The organism is Salinibaculum rarum, from assembly GCF_030505615.1.
Taxonomy (GTDB): Archaea; Halobacteriota; Halobacteria; order Halobacteriales; family Haloarculaceae; genus Salinibaculum; species Salinibaculum rarum.
The window spans coordinates 2,882,225-2,901,236 of record NZ_CP129992.1; the positions used below are offsets into that span (position 1 = coordinate 2,882,225).

At 61.0% G+C, this 19,012-nt stretch carries 15 protein-coding genes; 9 read left to right on the forward strand and 6 right to left on the reverse strand.

Features of this window, described 5'->3' with window-relative positions:
* Nucleotides 1-35 precede the first annotated feature (35 nt).
* Entirely contained in the window at nucleotides 36-569 is a 534-nt protein-coding gene (locus QYL91_RS14975; RefSeq protein ID WP_302081293.1) for a GNAT family N-acetyltransferase, read from the reverse strand.
* A 285-nt stretch (nucleotides 570-854) separates the two neighbouring features.
* Between QYL91_RS14975 and QYL91_RS14980 the strand changes: the two genes are divergently transcribed.
* Complete coding sequence (locus tag QYL91_RS14980; protein ID WP_302081294.1) at nucleotides 855-2,231, forward strand: methyl-accepting chemotaxis protein; 1,377 nt, start codon at nucleotides 855-857, stop codon at nucleotides 2,229-2,231.
* 481 nt (nucleotides 2,232-2,712) lie between these two features.
* On the opposite strand, the gene QYL91_RS14985 is transcribed toward QYL91_RS14980, so the two are convergent.
* The 5 genes from QYL91_RS14985 to QYL91_RS15005 all read right to left on the reverse strand — a co-directional run bounded on the left by QYL91_RS14985 (nucleotide 2,713) and on the right by QYL91_RS15005 (nucleotide 10,245).
* On the reverse strand, nucleotides 2,713-3,141 hold the full coding sequence (locus QYL91_RS14985; RefSeq protein WP_302081295.1) for a chemotaxis protein CheW: 429 nt from the start codon (nucleotides 3,139-3,141) through the stop codon (nucleotides 2,713-2,715).
* On the reverse strand, nucleotides 3,138-5,453 hold the full coding sequence (locus tag QYL91_RS14990) for a methyl-accepting chemotaxis protein (RefSeq protein WP_302081296.1): 2,316 nt from the start codon (nucleotides 5,451-5,453) through the stop codon (nucleotides 3,138-3,140). Before QYL91_RS14990 ends, QYL91_RS14985 begins: the two co-directional genes overlap by 4 nt.
* Before the next feature lie 93 nt (nucleotides 5,454-5,546).
* Entirely contained in the window at nucleotides 5,547-9,512 is a 3,966-nt protein-coding gene (locus tag QYL91_RS14995) for a PAS domain S-box protein (protein ID WP_302081297.1), read from the reverse strand.
* Between the two features lie 103 nt (nucleotides 9,513-9,615).
* The gene (locus tag QYL91_RS15000; RefSeq protein WP_302081298.1) at nucleotides 9,616-9,888 is read right to left on the reverse strand and encodes a DUF7521 family protein; all 273 of its coding nucleotides are present in this window, start codon (nucleotides 9,886-9,888) and stop codon (nucleotides 9,616-9,618) included.
* A gap of 6 nt (nucleotides 9,889-9,894) precedes the next feature.
* Nucleotides 9,895-10,245 (reverse strand): winged helix-turn-helix domain-containing protein, encoded by a 351-nt coding sequence (locus QYL91_RS15005; RefSeq protein ID WP_302081299.1) that lies wholly within the window; start codon nucleotides 10,243-10,245, stop codon nucleotides 9,895-9,897.
* 130 nt (nucleotides 10,246-10,375) lie between these two features.
* Between QYL91_RS15005 and QYL91_RS15010 the strand changes: the two genes are divergently transcribed.
* The 8 genes from QYL91_RS15010 (at nucleotide 10,376) to QYL91_RS15045 (ending at nucleotide 18,763) form a co-directional block, all read left to right on the forward strand.
* Entirely contained in the window at nucleotides 10,376-11,134 is a 759-nt protein-coding gene (locus QYL91_RS15010) for a cupredoxin domain-containing protein (protein ID WP_302081300.1), read from the forward strand.
* A 109-nt stretch (nucleotides 11,135-11,243) separates the two neighbouring features.
* Nucleotides 11,244-11,660 (forward strand): DUF302 domain-containing protein, encoded by a 417-nt coding sequence (locus tag QYL91_RS15015; RefSeq protein ID WP_302081301.1) that lies wholly within the window; start codon nucleotides 11,244-11,246, stop codon nucleotides 11,658-11,660.
* Between the two features lie 3 nt (nucleotides 11,661-11,663).
* Nucleotides 11,664-12,029 carry an SHOCT domain-containing protein gene (locus QYL91_RS15020; protein WP_302081302.1) on the forward strand — a complete coding sequence of 122 codons (366 nt, stop codon included), beginning with the start codon at nucleotides 11,664-11,666 and terminating at the stop codon, nucleotides 12,027-12,029.
* A 581-nt stretch (nucleotides 12,030-12,610) separates the two neighbouring features.
* Complete coding sequence (locus QYL91_RS15025) at nucleotides 12,611-14,338, forward strand: acyl-CoA carboxylase subunit beta (RefSeq protein ID WP_302081303.1); 1,728 nt, start codon at nucleotides 12,611-12,613, stop codon at nucleotides 14,336-14,338.
* A 35-nt stretch (nucleotides 14,339-14,373) separates the two neighbouring features.
* Entirely contained in the window at nucleotides 14,374-14,856 is a 483-nt protein-coding gene (locus QYL91_RS15030) for a MaoC family dehydratase (RefSeq protein WP_302081304.1), read from the forward strand.
* 52 nt (nucleotides 14,857-14,908) lie between these two features.
* Entirely contained in the window at nucleotides 14,909-16,051 is a 1,143-nt protein-coding gene (locus QYL91_RS15035; RefSeq protein WP_302081305.1) for an acyl-CoA dehydrogenase, read from the forward strand.
* 84 nt (nucleotides 16,052-16,135) lie between these two features.
* On the forward strand, nucleotides 16,136-17,833 hold the full coding sequence (locus QYL91_RS15040) for an acyl-CoA mutase large subunit family protein (RefSeq protein WP_302081306.1): 1,698 nt from the start codon (nucleotides 16,136-16,138) through the stop codon (nucleotides 17,831-17,833).
* 75 nt (nucleotides 17,834-17,908) lie between these two features.
* Nucleotides 17,909-18,763 carry a universal stress protein gene (locus tag QYL91_RS15045; protein ID WP_302081307.1) on the forward strand — a complete coding sequence of 285 codons (855 nt, stop codon included), beginning with the start codon at nucleotides 17,909-17,911 and terminating at the stop codon, nucleotides 18,761-18,763.
* Nucleotides 18,764-19,012: the final 249 nt, after the last annotated feature.

The following is a 19,012-nucleotide window of genomic DNA, read 5'->3' on the forward strand; positions in this document are numbered from 1 at the left end:
AGCGGGCCGTCTGCGCGGTCACCTGACGCGAAGGCTTATCGGAGAGACCGCTCCATGTGGTACAGCGATTCCTCCGAAACCCGCTCGAAGCCAACGCGGCGATAGAGATTGATAGCAATGTTGTTGTGTCGCTCGACGGTCAGCCAGATGGTCTCGATGTCGTGAGCGTGGGCGTATCCCAGCAGACACTCCATGAGTCCGGACCCGATGTGGACCTTCTGATAGTCAGACCGGATGAAAATGACCAGTTCCCACTTCTCGTCTTCCATCGGCACGATTGCCGCGTGACCGACGACCACGTCGTCGTGCCAGGCAACGAGATTCACGCCCTCCTCGATCAGCGTTTCCAGCCACGAGACGACGCGAGGGTGAGTCCGCGGTGGGAGCCCCTGGGCCCTGTCGTACGTGTCCATCTTCTCGTACATCGTCACCAGCTCGTCTATGTCATCGTCGTACAGCCGAATGTCTATCTCGCGACCGAGTTCGTCGGTCATCGAGTGGGGCGGCTGTGGGCACTGGTCGGCCGGAAGTGGCCCATCGCTGTTGTCTCCGGAGGTCTCTGAGTTCATTAGCGCGTACCAAGTGGACGCACGACGACAGGTCAAAAAGGTAATGGTGGGTCAATCTCTTGCATGCCCCGAGTTGACGCGCACCGTTGTAGCTGAGTTTCACGAAGTCCGGTTTCCGTCAGCGTATCAGCGACTCGGTTACGGACGGCTACTTGCCAGTATGGAAATCAGTGGCTCTGGCCCCATCAGCACGCTCCGAGATTCTGTCCGTCCCGTCGCCCCCGCAAAAAGAGTTAAATGTCTGTTAGACGAAATTTAGTTACAATGTCAAATGAAAGTGCGAGTATGCAAGAAAATGTTGGGAGAGAGGAAACGACGGCGGGGATAGACGAGTCGGCACTCCCCTCAGAACACTTCGTCCTGGCCGACGAGTACCGGTCGCTGTCCGGCGTCGAGGCCAAAGTGATGTTACAGGAACGGTCCAAGGAACTCGACGCAATCACGACCGCGGCGATGATGTTCAACGAACTGGACGAACCGGTCGAGCAACTCATCCAGGAGTACGTCGACGAGTTCCACCAATGGTTACAGTACCCCAAGGTGACCGAAGCGAGAATTTCCGTCGGGGACACGGTCGTCGAGTCCAGCGGATTCCACAGCACGAATCATCCCCTCACCACCCAGGCCGAAACAGAAGACGGAACGGCAGTCTCTATTGAGCTTGTCTACACGGAAGAGCGCCCAGAGGAAGACGACGGCCCGTGGCTCGAAGAGGAACAGGACCTCATCGACACGATTGTCTCGTTCATCCAGGGATACGTAAATCAGTGGGAGAACAGAGAGCAAATCGAGGCCCAGCTCGACCACCAGCGGGAAGTGGCACAGGAAGTCGAAAGCGGTGTCGAGGAAATCAAACAGACCTCGGACGACATCGCCGAAAAGTCCGAGGCCATCAGCGCGGGCGCGCAGAGTTCCGCAGAATCGACCCGAGAAGTCTCGAACGAAGTCGCCGATATGTCCGCGACCGTCGAGGAGATTGCCTCGACGGCGAGCGATGTCGCGGCGACCAGCCAGGAGACGGAACGACTCGCAAAACAGGGTCGGGACGCAGCGACCGAAGCCATCGACGTGATGGAAGAGATTGACGCCTCGACGGAAGACGTCACAGCCGATATTTCGAGTCTACAGGACAACATCAACGAAATCGACGAAATCGTCGAAGTCATCAACGACATCGCGGAACAGACGAACATGCTCGCGCTGAACGCCTCCATCGAGGCCGCCCGGGCCGGCGAGGCCGGTGATGGATTCTCCGTCGTTGCCGACGAAGTGAAAGCACTGGCTGGGGAGTCCCAGGAACACGCCAGTGATATTGAATCGATGGTCAACAGCATCCAGACCGAAAGCGCCGACGCGGTGACGAGCCTCGAAGAGACGAACGAACGGGTCAGCCAGGGTATCGAGCAGGTCGAATCGGCGATGGAGACACTCCAGGAAATCGCCAGCTCTGTCGAACAGACGACAGGCGGCATCCAGGAACTCGCCGATGCGACCGACGACCAGGCTGCAAGCACCGAAGAAGTCGCAAGCATGATAGACGAAGTGAAAGAGGAAGCCGAGGAGGCCGCAGCGGCAATCCAGGAGGTCGCCGCGGCAAACGAGGAACAGGCCGCCAAAGTCTCCGAGATTCAGAAAACGGTCCGACAGTTGGGCCAGCAGTGAAGCCTTCGCCGCCAGGGATTGACCGCCGCGAGGTCCTGCCGTCCTCGCGAGTCGATGCCTGGTGAGAATTTCCCATCATCGAGAACCGTACTCCGCTGGCCCGTGTCCCGAGACTGGCTGTCGCTGCAAGGCTGACAGCATCGTCAAAACAGGATTCCACCGGCAAACACGACCAGTCAGGCGAACGGTCAGGGACAGTGACTTACGCCCAGTCGGGCAACACGACGACACTATCCGACTGTATCCATTCGCCGTCTGCGCCACTCGATAGTTTTGCGAACTCACCGTTTTCCTCGTACGCTATCTGCTTCATTGCTACTCGATTGTGAGAGGGGTATAATATTAGTTTCTACACCAAACTAGTTTGTGAGAGTCCCGCAGTGTCCCAGCAGACCTATGATGACACCGACGAGTCACGAGCCGATAGCCCGGTCTATCCAGTGTCGTGGAATCTGAAAAACGGAAAATTGACCGCAGTCGCTCAGATCGAGACTGACTCGTTGACCGCCTCGGCGTCGACCCAGATGACGAACTCCTCACCGTCGCTGATGAGTCCGCTAATGTACGCGCTGTCGGGTCCCGAATCGATGTCGGCGTCGTCGAGTCCGCTGACGCGGTTGACCCGGTCGACGAGCCACCCGATTCGTTCGTCGCTGTCGAGGATGATGACCTGCTGACTGGTCTTGTCCGAGTGGACGCTGAGCACGGTCGTCAGGTCCAGTATCGTCGTCGTCTCGCCACGCAGGTCCATCACGCCCGCGACGCCCGGTGACGTGTTCGGCAGGGTCGTGATTTCCTCGGCTCTGACGATTTCCTCGATGCGGTCGATACCGAGACAGTACTGCTCGTCCCCGAGCGTGAACTCGAGGACCTGCTCGGGAACCGACGGGACTGCAACAGCGGCCGTCATTGGTCTGGCTCCATGGTGTCTTTGCCGTCGCTGTCGATGTCTGACCCGCCGTCGGTCCCGGCGACCGAGAGGTCAGTTCCCGGTTCGATTGCGGTCACGTCCGAGTCATCGTCGCCGTTCGACTCGTCGGTGTCGATGTCCATGCTCGTGCTGGGGCTCGTTTGCGATGGCAGGCTGGACGTCCCGGTGGTGCCTTTCGCTCCGCCCACGTCGAAGTCCGCGACGTTGTCGTTGAGTTCTTCTGCGAGCTGGGAGAGCGTCTGGATGTTCGTGCTCGCCGAGGACAGCGAGGAGGTCATTTCTTCGGAGGCGGCCGAGACGTTCGTCGCTTCGGCGGCGGTCTGCTGACTGACACTCGAAACCTCGTCGACCATCGAGACGACCTCCTCGGTGGAGGCTGCCTGGTCGTCGGTCGCTTCGCTTATCTCTTTGATGCCGCTTTCTGCCTGCTGGACCGCGTCGGCGATTTCGTCGAACATCGCGACGGCGTCTTCGATGGTGTCTGCACCCGTCTGGACGCGCGTACTCATCTCCTCGATGTCTTCGACGGTTTCGCCGGTCGTGTCCTGTATCTCTTCGATGCGGTTCTCGATTTTCGTCGTCGCGTTGCCGGCTTCCTCGGCCAGCGATTTGATTTCGTCTGCGACGACACCGAATCCTTCGCCCGCTTCGCCCGCCCGAGCGGCCTCGATGGAGGCGTTCAGCGCAAGCATGTTCGTCTGTTCGGCGATTTCGGAGATCATCTCGACGATTTCGCCGATCTGGTCCATCTCCGCGTCGAGTGCCGCGACCTGCTCGGAGGCGTCGTCGGCCTGTGATTCGATTGCCTCGATCTCGCTGGTCGCCTCGGCGGCGTATTCCCGTCCGGTCTCGCCACGGTCGACGGCGGTACTCGCGGTCGCAGAGACCTCTTCGGCCGAGGAGGCAATCTCCTCGACGGTCGCGGACATGTCGTTCATCTCGCTTGCGACCGTCTGGAGTTTCTCGCTTTGGACGTCGGCCCCCTGTGAGATTTCCGTCACCGAGGTCGCGACGTCCTCGCTTGCGGTCTCTATCTCCTCTGCGCTCGCAGCCACCTGCTGGCTCGAATCGGCCACGTCGTCGGTAATCGCCTGTACGCTGCCGACGCTCTCACACAGCTGTTCGACGCCGTCTTCGAGGTTGGCCAGTACCTCCCCGTACTCGCCGGGGAAGTCCGTCTCGATAGACTGGTCCAGTTTCCCGCGCTTGAGGTCGTCGCTCGCCGCCGAAATCTGCCCGAAGCTCTCGGAGAGGCGGTCGGTTCCGCGCTGGAAGTCTGCGAGTACCTCACCGTACTGGCCGGGCCGGTCGGCGTCGATACGCTGGTCGAGCTGCCCGGTTCGCAACGCCTTGCTGGCGTCTTCTATCTCGTCGAAACTCCCGGTGAGCTGGTCGGTCCCGGCGTCGAGACCGGCCATAATCTCACCGTAGGTTCCGGGGTAGTCCGTCTGGACGTCCGCCTGGAGTCGGCCTGCTTCGAGGTTCTGGCTGACATCGCGCAGGTCCCCGAAGACGCCGGTCAGATTCGTTTGCATATCGCGGAACGACTCGAGCATACGACCGATTTCGTCGTCGTACGCGCGATTGTCCATGTCGTTGTCGAGTTTCCCGTCACTGATATTCGCGGCCGACGCTGAGAGTTGCTGCAGTGGGGGCGTGATGTGTCGGTTGAGGACGACTCCGATACCGATTGCCATGATGAAGGCAACCAGCGTCAGCCCGATCATCTCCATCTGGGCCGTCTGGGTGGTGCTATCGGCAAGCGCGACCTGGGCCTCCTTGTCGGCCTGTATCGTCTCCTCGAGCGTGTGCGCTTGCTCTTCCATCTCGGTTCGAAGCGTGTTCATCTCGGCCAGTTTCTGGGCGGCAAGCTCGTGGTTGCCGGCGTCTTCGGCTTCGAAGTATTCCTGGGCGAGCGCGTTGTACTCTTCGTGGGTTTCGACGAGCGCTTGCTTTTCAGCAGTGGCCTCGTCTGTATCGGGGTTTAGTGCCTCCGAGTTTTCCTCGAAGTGAGTGGCTGCCTGGTCGTAATCAGCGCGGGCCTCCGTGTCCCCAAGCTCGACTGCTTGTACTGCGCTCTGTTGTTGTTCGACGGCGACGAGCATCTCCATCGCTCGGTCGACGTTTTCGCCTTCTTCTGCGATGTGGTGTGCCTCCTTGTCGAGTTCACCGACGGCCATATACCCTAGCAGTCCCGTTCCTGCGACTAGCAACGCGACCACCAGAAACGATGCAATAAGCTTCGTTCTGAGGTTCAGCCCGTCAAGATGCAGTTTCTGTGAAAGTCCCATGTCTAACCAATGCGGTCTTTCGGGGTTCAATGCAGATGATAACCAGCTAGCAGCCTCCGAGCGAGAAGGGGTTAACTGCGTAACCCCTCGTTCTCACTCGTTAGTTTCGGCCGCTGGCTCGAACACTGCTTCGAGCACCCGGCGGTGTGCAGCCTGGAGGTGATTGTAGACGGCGGGCCCCGAGATACCGAAACTTTCCGCGAGGTCCTCGCCTTTCACTCGCCGTGGTGTCTCGTAGTAGCCCCCATAGAAGGCCGCGTTGAGGATTTCGTGCTGTCGCTCGGTCAGCAGGTCTTCGACCTGTCTCGCATCCGGCACTGCCTGCGTGCGTCGCTGGCGCTTTGCCACGAGGTCGAGGTCGTCGTACCGTGAGATGAGCGAGTCGAGTATCGGCCGGTAGGAGACGTTCGCCGGCAGTTCCACACGGAACGTCGTCCCGTCCGCGCCCGAGGTGGCCTCGAGTAGCTTTCCCGCGTGTTTGCTGACGACCGATTCGAGGAACGGCTTCCGGAGGAGCAAACTGAGCTGGTTGTGTTCGACAGCACCGAACCACTCGGCTGCCTCGATGCTGGTCATCGACGAGGCCTGTTCGAGGACCGTCGCCGCGTCACCGTCGACGACGGTCACGAGGATGCGAACGGTGTCTCCCTCCCGTTCGGCGACGGTGTCGAACCGTATCGTGGCGTCGGTCGCCGTCGCGAGTCGCTGCAAGGGAAAGGTCTCGTCACCGAGGGTAAACTCCAGTTCCGTGTGCATCTGCTGGGTCCCGGCCTGGCGCTGTTCGAGGATGCGACTGTAGTTGACCACCAGCGACGCCACGTCGGCCAGGAGAGTCTCGTAGATTCCGTCGAACGCCGCCTCGGTGTGTGAATAGACAGTCAGAACGCCGTAGAGGACGCCATCGTAGAGCAGTGGGACGCTCGCGACACTCTTGAATCCATACGAGAGTGCCTCCTTCGCCCAGGACTCATCGAAGACATGCTCGGAGATGTTCGAGACGCCGTACACGTCGTGGCTGTCTGCGGCCTGCCGGGCCGGAAGGGAGGGGTCGTCACTGTCGGTCAGCACCGAATCGAGATAGCCGTCGCCGTCGCCGGCCCACGCCGTCGGCGAGAGGTCGGTGTCCGTTCCCGTCGGCTGGCCAATCCACCCAAAATCGACGCGGTCCATCTCGAGCAGTTCTTCACACACCCCAGTCTCTAGGGCGTCCTGGCTGTCGCTGTCGGCGAGTCGCCGCTGGACCGCCTGGACGGCGTCGATGATGCTGTTTAGCTCCGCGATGCGTGACTGCTGGGCCGACAGTTCGTCTGTAATCGTCGAGTGGACCTTGTCGGTCCGGAGCCGCTGAAACGCCGACTCGGCGTTTGCCGTCAACACGTCGACGAGGTCGATGTCTACGTCGTCGAACCCGCGCTTGGCCGTCGTCACGGCGGTCAGCACACCGAAATCGCCGACCGGCGCGACGAGCAACTGCGAGGTGGACGCGTCGAACTCGTCGCCGAGGTGCTCGACCTCTGTCCCCGGAAACAGTCGTATCTCACCCGTCCGGTACGCCTCCCAGATTGGGTTCGCACCGGGCTCGATGCGACCCAGTACGCTGTCCGCGTCGATGCCGGGCGCGGACCGCACAGCGGGCACCAGTGCGCCGGTCTCTTCGTCGTACTCCTTGACACTCACGTAATCGACGTCGAAGGCGTTCTCGGTGAACTCGACGAGAAAGTCGCCAATATCCTCCGGTGACCCCGGCGGGTAGAACTCACGTGTCGCCGTGTGCAGTTCGTTGAGGACACGCTCTCGCTTTTCGAGTGCGCGTTCGCGATGCTTGCGTGCGGTGATGTCGGTCACGACACCGAGCATGCGCGTGTGCGTCTCACTCCCGTCTCCGGAGACAGTACCGCGACTGTGGACCCACCGTCTGCCCTCGTCTGTCAGGACCCTGTACTCGATGTCGAACCGCTCGTCGTGCTCCTGTGCCGTCCGCAACGCGTCTTCGACAACGGGCCGGTCCTCCGGATGGATTGTCTCCAGATAGGCCTCGACATCGTGTCTGTCGGACGCAAGCCCGTGCAGGTCCGTCGTCTTCCCGAACGTCGTGACGGTGTCGTCGGCGTAATCGAGCACCCAGATGCCGGTTTCGGTCTCCTCGAGGGCGACATCGAGCACCTGGTTCATCTCCCGCAGTTCCCGTTCACGGGTTCGTTCTGCTGTAATATCCTGTGAGACACCCATCGCGACGAAGACTTCCCCTTCGTCGTTGCGGACCGGAACGATGCGGAATCGGTACGTTCGGGTTCCGATCTTCTCCTCGAAGACACTCTGTTCGCCGTCGAACGCGGCAACGTAGCGGGGAAGGAGTGTCTCGGCGATGTCGGACGGGAGCGCATCTTCGAGAGAATTTCCCTGCAGTTCCGATACCGTCGCGTCAGTGTCATCGAGGGGCGTCCCACCGACGGTGATGTAACGCAGTTCCTCGTCGACGAGTGCGACTGCGCCGTTCGGGAAGTTCTCCACCAGCGTCCGATAGCGGTTGCGGGACTCCTCTAACTCCTGTTCGCGCTCTTTGCGCTCGGTGACGTCTTGCTGGAAGCCGACGTAGTTGACGAGAGCGTCCTCATCGTCCCGGACGGGGGCGATTTCGAGGTGGTTCCAGAACTCTGTTCCGTCGTTCCGGTAGTTCCTGATTTCGACCGATACCGGCTGCTCTGCGTCGATTGCCGTCCGTAGTTCGTCGACCGTCTCGGCGTCGGTGTCCTCACCCTGCATGAACCGGCAGTTCCGACCCAGTATCTCCGCAGCGTCGTACCCGGACTGCTCGCGGAATCGGTGGTTTGCATAGATTATCGGGTTGTCCGCCTGCCCCGGGTCGGTGATGGTAACTCCGACTGGCGCCTCGTCGAGTGCCCGACTCTTCCATCGGAGTTCCTCCTCCCTGCGCCTGCGGTCCGTGACATCCTGAGTCATCCCGATTGCGGTCCGAACGACACCGTCGTCGTCGTACACCGGGAGTGTTCGATGGACGAGAAGACGGTCTTCGACTTCCGTTTCGACCGTAACCTGCTCGCCATTCAGGGCGTCCCGGTAGCTCTCGACGAACACCTCCCTGTCGCCTGCGCTGACGTCACTGACCTTCGCTCCAGTGACCGTCTCGGGAGTTTCGTCGAGAACGTCGAAGAGTTTCCCGCCGACCAGTTGGTATCGAAGCTCCTCGTCGACGAGCGTGACGGCACCGTTCGGGAAGTTCTCGACCAGCGTCTTGTAGCGGCGTTCCCGCTGTCGCTTCACGGACACGTCACGGGCCGTCACAATCGCTCTCGTCCCGCTCTCTGTCCGTATACACTCGAAACAGTACGTCTGCCGGTCGGCTGTCTCGCCCAGCTGTAATTCGACTGTTTCAGAGTCGTTCCCGTCCGTTTCGAAAACTGCGTCCAGAATACGTTCGAGGCGCTCGGTGGTCTCTTGGTCTGCAAAGAGCGTCGACAGCGACGAGCAGAGCGGTTCGCCGGTTATCGCCGACAGCGAACGGTCGGCCAGCTCTCGTGCGGCAGGGTTTGCATACTCGACGGTGCTGTCGCTGTTGACGACGTAGACGGCGTGGTCGGTCGTCTCGGCGATACTCTGGTACTGTTCGAACCGGTCCCTGGTCTGTTCGCCTGTTACGTCGACGTACTGTTCGAGCCGACCGCCAGCGAGGTCACCCGTCGTTATCGGGGTACTGTCGTAGCGGAGCCACCGCTCGCTGCGGTCTGCTGACGGCAGGACGTGACAGACGGACTCGTCTTCGGTTGTGGTTCCCGAATCGGGAAACTCCTCTGGAGCGTCGAGACACGGCAGGACGTGCGAATCGAGAAATTGCGACCGCTCCATGCCGACGCCTGTGCCGCTCTCGAGGCCGAAAAACTCCGCTGCGCTCTCGTCGACCCACTGGACCGTCGAATCCGGTCCGACGACGACGAGGCCGATGGGTGAGGCCGCTGCGAGTGACTCGACGATTGCAGGCTCGCTGGTCAGTCCACTCTCGGCGAGATACGACTGCTCCCCGACCCGCCGATCCGTACTCATCCTCTCACCCCGCTCTGTTCAGACAGCCACATGTCCGTATCAGTAGAGTTCCTTCGATATAAAATACAGTCCAGTCCATGGGGTCTTCCTCCCCCGTCGCTTGCTACTGGATTCGACCGTACAGCGAGTACAGGATGACGAGCATGCCAACCGCGACGACGGCCGTCTGGATCGTTCCCGCCAGGAAAATCGAGAGGCCAACGACGTCGTAGAGGACGCCTTCAATAACCGATCCGACGCTAATGAACAGGAAGCCGATGGCGACATACAGCATCGGCTCGCTGTCGTACATTCGATACCCCTTGTATGCCTGGTACGTTATCAACAGCCCGAGTCCGATCGTAACGAGTTTTGCGATGACGAGTTCGATGTGCATGCTTGGTTAACTCTCCCGGATGTCGCTCCAGATGCGCGAAAAGCGCTGGGCGGCGTCCTCGCGAACGTGGACGTCGACGTCGATGGTCCCGTCGTCGATATCGATATCGAGGTGGTCGACATTCGCCTCGTAGACGCTGTGGTGGCTCCCGTCCGATTCGATGCGTGTCCGCTCGACGAGTAGGTCGCTTTCGATCATCTCCTCGACCCGGCGATAGATCGTCGAGAGGGCGACGTCACACTCCTCGCCGAGTTCCTTTGCCGACTTTGGGTCGCGGCTGGTCGCAGCCAGGATCTGCCGGACCCGCTGTTGGCCCAGCAGTTCCAGGAGGTCGTCAGCGTGGTCGTCAGTGGACACGGCAGTTCCTCGCACTACGAGTAGTTGCTCGATGGTACTTAAAACAGGGACCATTTTGCGTGGCGTGCAAAACAGGCTTCCCCCCTATTTCCCCGGCCACCCTCTCTCGAACTGTAAGGTGACCTGTGTTATGAGCGAACACCGACTCACGCGACGGGGACTGCTTGCGGGAACCGCTGGCCTGGCTGTTGCTGGACTTGCCGGATGTACCGGCGCTCCGGAGGCATCCAACGATCAGAACTCCGGAGACGACCAGGCTGGGCACGGGGACGAAGCGCACGGCCACGACACGGTCAGCGAACCCAAGGCCTCCCGGGAAGTGGCGGTCAACACCGCGCGGAACGGAGATTCGACCGAGTATCACTTCGACCCTCACGTCACGTGGGTCGAACCCGGAGGGACAGTCACGTGGCGCCTCGAGAGCGGGTCGCACACCGCGACTGCATACCACCCCGGAAACGATCAACCTCAACTGGTTCCGGACGGGACCGAGGCCTGGGACAGCGGAATGTTGTCCGAAGAAGGAGAGACGTTCGAGCATACCTTCGAGAACGAGGGGGTCTATCACTACCTCTGTACGCCCCACGAGACGTTCGGGATGATGGCTACCGTCATCGTTGGAGAGCCTCACGTCGAGGACCAGCGGGCGCTCCAGACGATTCCGGAGGACAAACCCGAGGAAGTTCGCGGAAAGCTCAAGGAACTCAACACGATGGTCCGTGACATCGTGGGTGGCGGGCACGAAGAGGACGGCGGCCACGAAGATGACGGCGGACACGACGAGAGTACTAGTACTGAAGAAGGCGGACACGAAGAGGACGGCGGACACGACGAGAGTACCAGTACCGAAGAAGGCGGCCACGAAGAGGAAACCCACACCGAAGGGTGAGAGGGTTCCGCACGGAACAAGCCGCTGTGACGACGGGTACGTTTTTCCTCGCTGACTGACCACCGCTTCGGGACCTACGCTTAAGTCCATCAAGAGAGAACTATATTGCATGAGAGCTACAATACAAAAGTCCGTGGCTGGAGACTTCGACCAAGCGGTCGAAAAGACGATTGACGCGCTCGAAGACGAAGGATTCGGCGTGCTCTGTGACATTGATGTCCAGGCAACGCTCGAAGAGAAACTCGGCGAAGAGTTTCGACAGTACCGCATCCTCGGTGCGTGCAATCCGGCACTCGCACACGAGGGACTGAACGAAGAGATCGAACTCGGCGCTCTCCTCCCGTGTAACGTCATCGTCTACGAAACCGACGACGGAGAGGTCATTGTGAGTACAGTCGATCCACAACAGCTCATCAGCATCGCCGACAATGAGGCGCTCGACTCGATCGCGACGGAGGTCAGCGACCGGTTCGAACGCGTCCTCACCAGTGTCGCTGACGAACTTGGACTACCATCGGAGGCCTAAGCTATGTCGTCATCGAACCAACTCGACACCACGACCATTGTCCTCCTCATCCTCGGGGCATTCATCGTTTTGCCCTTTCTCACGATGGGATTCGGCGGGATGATGGGCTACGGTGGTATGATGGGATACGGTGGTATGATGGACGGGTACGGAACAACCAGCGGCTGGTGGCCAATCGCGGGGATGCTCGTCCAAGTGGTCTTCCTTCTCATCCTGCTCGGCGGTGGATACCTGGTCTTCCGTCGGGTAACGGACTCGCAATCGTCGCAGAATCCCGCGATGGAGGAATTACGCATGGCGTACGCCCGCGGTGACCTCACTGACGAAGAGTTCGAGACGCGTCGGGACAGGCTCGAACGCTCGGAGTGATCGATTACGTTCGGTTTCCCGAACACGAGTCATCGACGCGAACACACCCCGGTAATTCCTTCCGAGAGTCCCCCTTCGAATCCAAAAGCGGAGTCTCCCCAGGTTTCGATAGCGAATAGAACTGTCCTACAATCACAACGCCAGTTTCTGGGGCGCTCGGAGCCGGCACAGTCGCGACGGCGGGACTCCCCCGGCCAGTCGCTGCACAGGAGATCCATATCGTCGAGATGGCGAACGACTAGTCTAGGGCAGTGAAATCTGGCTGCGTCCGGCGGTTCACCACGACCAACGTAAGCTACAAATACGCACGGTGAGCATTTGAAATGTTGATTGATACCATGCACCAACGATGTGGCTGTCAGTCAAAGAGCAGTCACGACAGCGGGCCGACAGCGATGTCGGCGTCCAGGAACGAGCGGCGCACTGGCGACGACTGGTGAGCTGGTAGCTATGTTCAGGAAGAGATTAGATGCGAGTCGCGGGGACAGTGTGAGTCGAGGACTGAGTGCCAGTGAAATCTCGGCATCGGCGCCGAGGCCGTCAGCGAGAGCGGTATCCTGTCCGTCTGGGGGTTGCTACCGATGAAAGTCCGCGTCTCCACCGATACGACCGACGACGAGGCACAGGCGATTGCCCAGGCACTCGCAACGCGGTTCGAAGACGACGTGACGGTCACCGCCGCTGACGGGACCGAAATCGGCAGTGCAGCGTACGACGGCCCGTCCGACGCCGAAGCCGCCGAGACACCGCCCACCGAGGAGGGCCTCGGACCGACCGAACGCGAAGAACAGCTCTGGGCGGAAATCGAGGAGATAGAGCAGGGCGGCAAAGAAAAGTACAAAGCACAGTTGCCCGACCAGGGCAAGAAGTTCGTTCGCGACCGGCTTGACCTCTGGTTTGGCGAAGACGGACTCTTATTCGAGGACGGGAAGTTCGCGGAGTTCGACGCCGAGGACCGGCTCCCGGCGGACGGACTCGTCACCGGCGCCGCGGCGTTCGACGGCCGTGACGTCCACTTCATGGCCAACGACTACACCGTCAAGCGGGGGAGCATGGCCGCGAAGGGCGTCGAGAAGTTCCTCCGGATGCAACAGCGCGCGATGAAGACCGGCCAGCCCGTCATCTACCTGATGGACTCGTCGGGTGGCCGCATCGACCAGCAGTCCGGCTTCTTCGCCAACCGCGAAGGCATCGGGAAATACTACTACAACCACTCGCTGCTGTCGGGCCGCGTCCCGCAAATCTGTGTCCTCTACGGCCCGAGCATCGCTGGCGCCGCGTACACCCCGGTCTTTGCCGATTTCACCGTCATGGTCCGCGAGATGTCAGCGATGGCGATTGCCAGCCCGCGGATGGTGAAGATGGTCACCGGCGAGGACATCGACATGCAGGACCTGGGCGGTCCCGACGTCCACGCCCGGGAGTCCGGCAGTGCCGACCTCGTGGCCGACGACGGGGAACACGCCCGCGAACTCGTCTCCCAACTCGTCAGCTATCTCCCGGACAACAGCGACGAGAAACCACCGCACACAGACGGACAGGCACCCGCGCGGTCGCCCGAGGGCATCGACGGCGTGATTCCCCAGGAACCGAACCGGGGCTACGACATGACCGACGTTATCGACCGGGTCGTCGACGCCGACTCGTGGTTCGAGCTCCAGCCGGAGTACGGCAAAGAGATTCTGACCGGGTTCGCCCGCATCGACGGCAGGCCGGTGGGTATCGTCGCGAACCAGCCAGCACAGCGAGCGGGCGCTATCTTCCCCGATTCTGCGGAGAAGGCCGCCCAGTTCGTCTGGAAGTGTGACGCGTACAATATCCCGTTGCTGTATCTGGCGGACACGCCCGGTTTCATGGCCGGTTCGAGCGTCGAGAAAGAGGGGATTCTCGAACAGGGCAAGAAGATGATTTACGCCACCTCTTCGGCGACGGTGCCCAAACAGTGTGTGGTCGTCCGGAAAGCCTACGGAGCGGGCATCTACGCGATGTCCGGCCCGGCCTACGACCCCGAATCGACGATTGCGCTCCCCTCGGGGGAGATTGCGATTATGGGACCCGAAGCCGCCATCAACGCCGTCTACGCCAGAAAGCTCGACGAAATCGACGACGAAGACGAGCGCGACGCGAAAGAACAGCAACTCCGCGAGGAGTACCGCGAGGACATCGACGTCCACCGGATGGCAAGCGAGGTCGTCATCGACGAAATCGTCCCGCCCAGTACTCTCCGGACGGAACTGGAGAACCGCTTTGCATTCTACGAAGACGTCGAGAAAGACCGACCGGACAAAAAACACGGCACCATCCTCTGAACGCCCCGTCTTGCAAAACCAGCCACAACAGACCAATGACAGGACGATACTTCGAGGAATTCGAGGTCGGAGAGACCATCGAACACGACAAACGCCGGACGATTTCGGAAGCGGACAACCAGTCGTTTTGCGACCTGACGATGAACCAGCAGCCACTGCATCTGGACGCCGACTTCGCCGCCGACACCGAGTTTGGCCAGCGAGTGGTCAACGGACTCTACACGATGAGTCTCGCGGTCGGGCTGACGATTCCGGACACGACCGACGGGACGGTCGTCGCGAACCTCTCGTACGACAGCGTCGAACACCCGAGCCCGGTGTTTCACGGCGACACCATCCGCGTTCAGTCGACGGTGACGGACACGCGTGAGACCAGCGACGGCGAGCGTGGCACGGTCACGATGCACGTCGAGGTGTTCAAAGTCGCCGGCACTGCGCCGGACGGCACAGCGGAGACGGGCGAACCGCTGGTCTGTGAGTTCGACCGGACCGCGCTGGTCCGGAAACGGGAGCGGTGACTAGTTTCTCTGAGTCGATAGTATAATCACGACCGCAACGGTAGTGCCGTGTATGGATTTCAGCCCGTCACAGGAACAGCAACAGATTCGGGATATGGTCGCAGAGTTCGTCGACGAGGAGGTCGTCCCCCGCGCCAGCGACATCGACGAGACCGACGAGTTCCCACAGGACATCATCGACGAGATGGCGAAACTGGGGCTCATGGGGATGCCCATTCCCGAAGAGTACGGCGGCGCCGGACTCGACTACCACAGCTACGCGATGGCACTCGAAGAGATTGCCCGTGGCAGCGGGGGTGTCGGCACCATCGTGGCCGCCCACATCTCGCTTGCCTGTAACATGGTGTACGACTTCGGGAATGAAGAACAGAAATCCGAGTACCTGACGCCGATGGCCGAAGGCGACGAGATTGGTGCGTTCGCACTCTCGGAAGCCGGGGCGGGCAGTGACGTTCCTGCGATGGACACGACCGCCGAGAAGGACGGCGACGAGTACGTCATCAACGGCGAGAAACTCTGGATTTCCAACGGAAGCGTTGCTGATACAGTGACGGTGTTTGCGAAGACCGACCCGGACGCAGGTGGGAAGGGTATCTCCTCATTTATCGTCCGCCCGGAGGAGGACGACGGGTTCTTCGTCGAAGGGACAGAGCACAAACTCGGTGACAAGGGCTGTCCGACCGCGGAGTTGCGCTTCGACGACTTGCACGTTCCCGAGGACCGCCTCATCGGCGACGAGGGCGAAGGACTCAAGCAGGCGCTGAAGACGCTCAACGGCGGCCGAATCTCGATTGCCGCCCGCGGTGTCGGCATCGCACAGGCCGCACTCGACCAGGCACTCGAGTACGCTCAGGACCGCGAGCAGTTCGACCAGCAAATCTCCGATTTCCAGGCGATTCAGCACAAGCTCGCGGACATGGACACCAAGACGGAAGCGGCCCGGATGCTCATGCACCGTGCCGCCGACAAGAAGATGCGCGGCGAACGCTACGTGAAAGAGGCCGCCCAGGCGAAACTCTACGCCTCGGAGGTCTCCCGTGAAGTCGCCAACGAGGGGATTCAGGTCCACGGCGGGTACGGCTACGTCAAGGACTTCCCCGCCGAGCGGTTCTACCGCGACGCAAAGCTCAACGAGATCTACGAGGGTACCAGCGAAATCCTGCGCAACACCATCGCCGACCAGCTGCTCGACTGAGACGCCCTGCGGCGGGCTGTTCGCCCGACGGGAATCCCGACCCGCCGGCAAATATTTTACACGCGGCGGGCCAAGTTCGTGGTAATGTTTGACGAACGCGAACTGGCCGAAATATCCGAGCAACGGGACGAGTGGGAAACGGAGACCCTCGACCCGTCGCTCGAACGTGGGGAGCGAAAAGAGCGGTTCGCGACGGTGTCGAACCACGAGGTCGACAGGCTCTACACCCCCGAGGACATCGCCGACATCGACTTCGAGGCGGACATCGGCTTCCCTGGCGAGGAGCCGTACACCCGGGGCGCGTACCCGACGATGTACCGGGGGCGGACGTGGACGATGCGCCAGTTCGCCGGGTTCGGGACCGCAGAGGAGACCAACGAGCGGTTTCACTACCTCATCGACGAGGGCCAGACCGGCCTCTCGACGGCCTTCGACATGCCGACACTGATGGGACTGGACTCGGACGACCCCATGAGCATCGGTGAAGTCGGCAAGGAAGGCGTCGCCGTCGATACGCTCCGTGATATGGAGATTCTGTTCGACGGCATCGACATCAGCGAGGTCTCGACGTCGTTTACCATCAATCCGTCTGCGGCAGTCATCTATGCAATGTATCTCGCGCTCGCCGACGAGCAGGACATCCCGCGCGAGGAGATTCGCGGGACCCTCCAGAACGACATGCTCAAAGAGTACATCGCACAGAAAGAGTGGGTCGTTCCCCCGCGGCCGGCGCTGTCGGTCGTGACAGACACCATCGAGTTTGCCATCGACGAGACGCCGAAGTTCTACCCGGTGTCGGTGTCGGGATATCACATCCGGGAGGCCGGCTCGACTGCCGCACAGGAGGCCGCCTTTACCCTCGCCGACGGCTTCGCGTACACCGAGGACTGTCTCGACCGTGGACTGGATATCGACGACGTGGCACCGCTCTTGTCGTTCTTTTTCAATTCACACAACTCCATCTTCGAGGAGATAGCGAAGTTCCGCGCGTCTCGGCGCATCTACGCACGCGTCATGGACGAGTGGTACGACGCCGACACGCCGGCGGCAAAGCGCCTGAAGTTCCACACCCAGACCGCGGGACAGTCACTAACCGCCCAGCAGCCGCTGAACAACATCGTCCGCGTGACGCTTCAGGCACTCGCTGGCGTGCTCGGCGGGACCCAGTCGCTGCACACGAACAGTTTCGACGAGGCACACGCACTCCCGAGCGAGAAGGCGGTCCGGGTCGCGCTCCGGACCCAGCAAATCATCGCCGACGAGTCGGGCGCGGCCGACATCGTCGACCCGTTGGGTGGCTCGTTTGCCATCGAGGCGCTCACAAACGAGATGGAAGCCGAGATTATGGACTACATCGAGGAAATCAAGGCGATGGGTGATGGTTCGGTCAGGGACGGCGTCCTCGAGGGCATCGACCAGGGTTACTTCCACCGGGAGATACAGGATGCCAGCTACGAGTACCAGCAGCGTGTCGAAGACGGCGACGAAGTCGTGGTCGGCGTCAACAAGTACGTAATCGAGGAGAACACGGACCCGGACATCCTCAAAATCGACGAGGGGACCCGGGAGAAGCAACTCGACCGACTCGAACAGGTCAAAGCCGACCGAGACGACGCCGCTGTCGAGGAAACCCTCGAAGCACTCTCGACGGCCATCGAAGACGACGAAAACGTGATGCCGTCCATCGTCGACGCCGTCAAGGAGTACGCCACGATGGGCGAAATTATGCAGGTCTTCGAGGACCACTACGGCTCGTATCAGGAGGAAGTGACGCCGGTGTGAAACTGCACAGTACACCAGAGTTGCTATTGTACAAGATACACAAGACTAAATACGCCGTTGAACCAAGTTGGACGTATGCGCGCAGTATTCGCAACGGACCTGTCCGATGCAATCGAATCCGCAATCAGCTCTCGGACGTGTCTGGAGTGTCTCGAACGGTACGGAATCGAGGAGTTCGACCTCATCACGGTCACCAGTCCGAACGTCACGACCGGGATGCCCGGCAGCGACATCGGCGGCCGAACGAAGAAGGGGCTGGCCCGACAAAAGCAGATGCTCGAAAAAGAGGGCTTTGCCGTCAACACACACGTGATGCGGGGGACCCCACACCGTCGTATCAACGGGCTGGCCGACCGGATAGACGCGGATTTGGTCATCGTCGGGTCGCGCGGTCAGAGCCCACTCGAACAGCGGTTCATCGGGAGTACGGCACGCAACGTCGCCCGGACCTCGACGCGGCCGCTGCTCGTCCAGCGCATCGTCGAGGACGACGACGAACACGAGGTCGCCAACGAACACCTCTTCCAGCGTGTCCTCTATGCCACGGACTTCTCGGAGAACGCCGAGTGGGCCTTCGAGCAGTTCGACCACCTCTCGACGGCCACACAGGAGGCGACCCTGCTCCACGTTGCCCCGCCGGAGCGACGCGCAGCAGGTGACGAAGACGCCGTCCCGGACCCCCAGATTCGGCTCGACGAACTGGCAGCGAGACTCGAGGAGATGGAAATCGAGACGGAGACGATGGTCAGACACGGCGAGGCCTCCGAGGAAATCCTCGGCGTCGAGAAAGAGGTAGACCCGACCTCGATTCTGGTGGGGTCCAGAGGTCAGAGCCCGATGCGGCGACTCATGCTCGGGAGCGTCTCGGAAGATATCACCGCCCAGTCGGAGTCGAACGTGTTGCTCGTGCCGCCGGCCCGGACTCGCTAATCGGCCACTCGTCGGCTCCAGTTTCACGTCTTTTTTGTGACTCGATTCGCCCCAGGCGTGCCCAGGTTTCGCTCGAGCGGGCAGTAGACCTGCGGGGGGCCGCTGGCACGTTAATCAACTGCGTCGTCGTCGCTGTCCGTAGCCTGGCGGCTATCGCCAATTTGGGGCGGTGAGATACGGCAAAACAGCGCGTGGTTCACGACGGCAAAAGGGGGGAGCGTGTGGGACAGACTGGAAACCGCTGGGGGT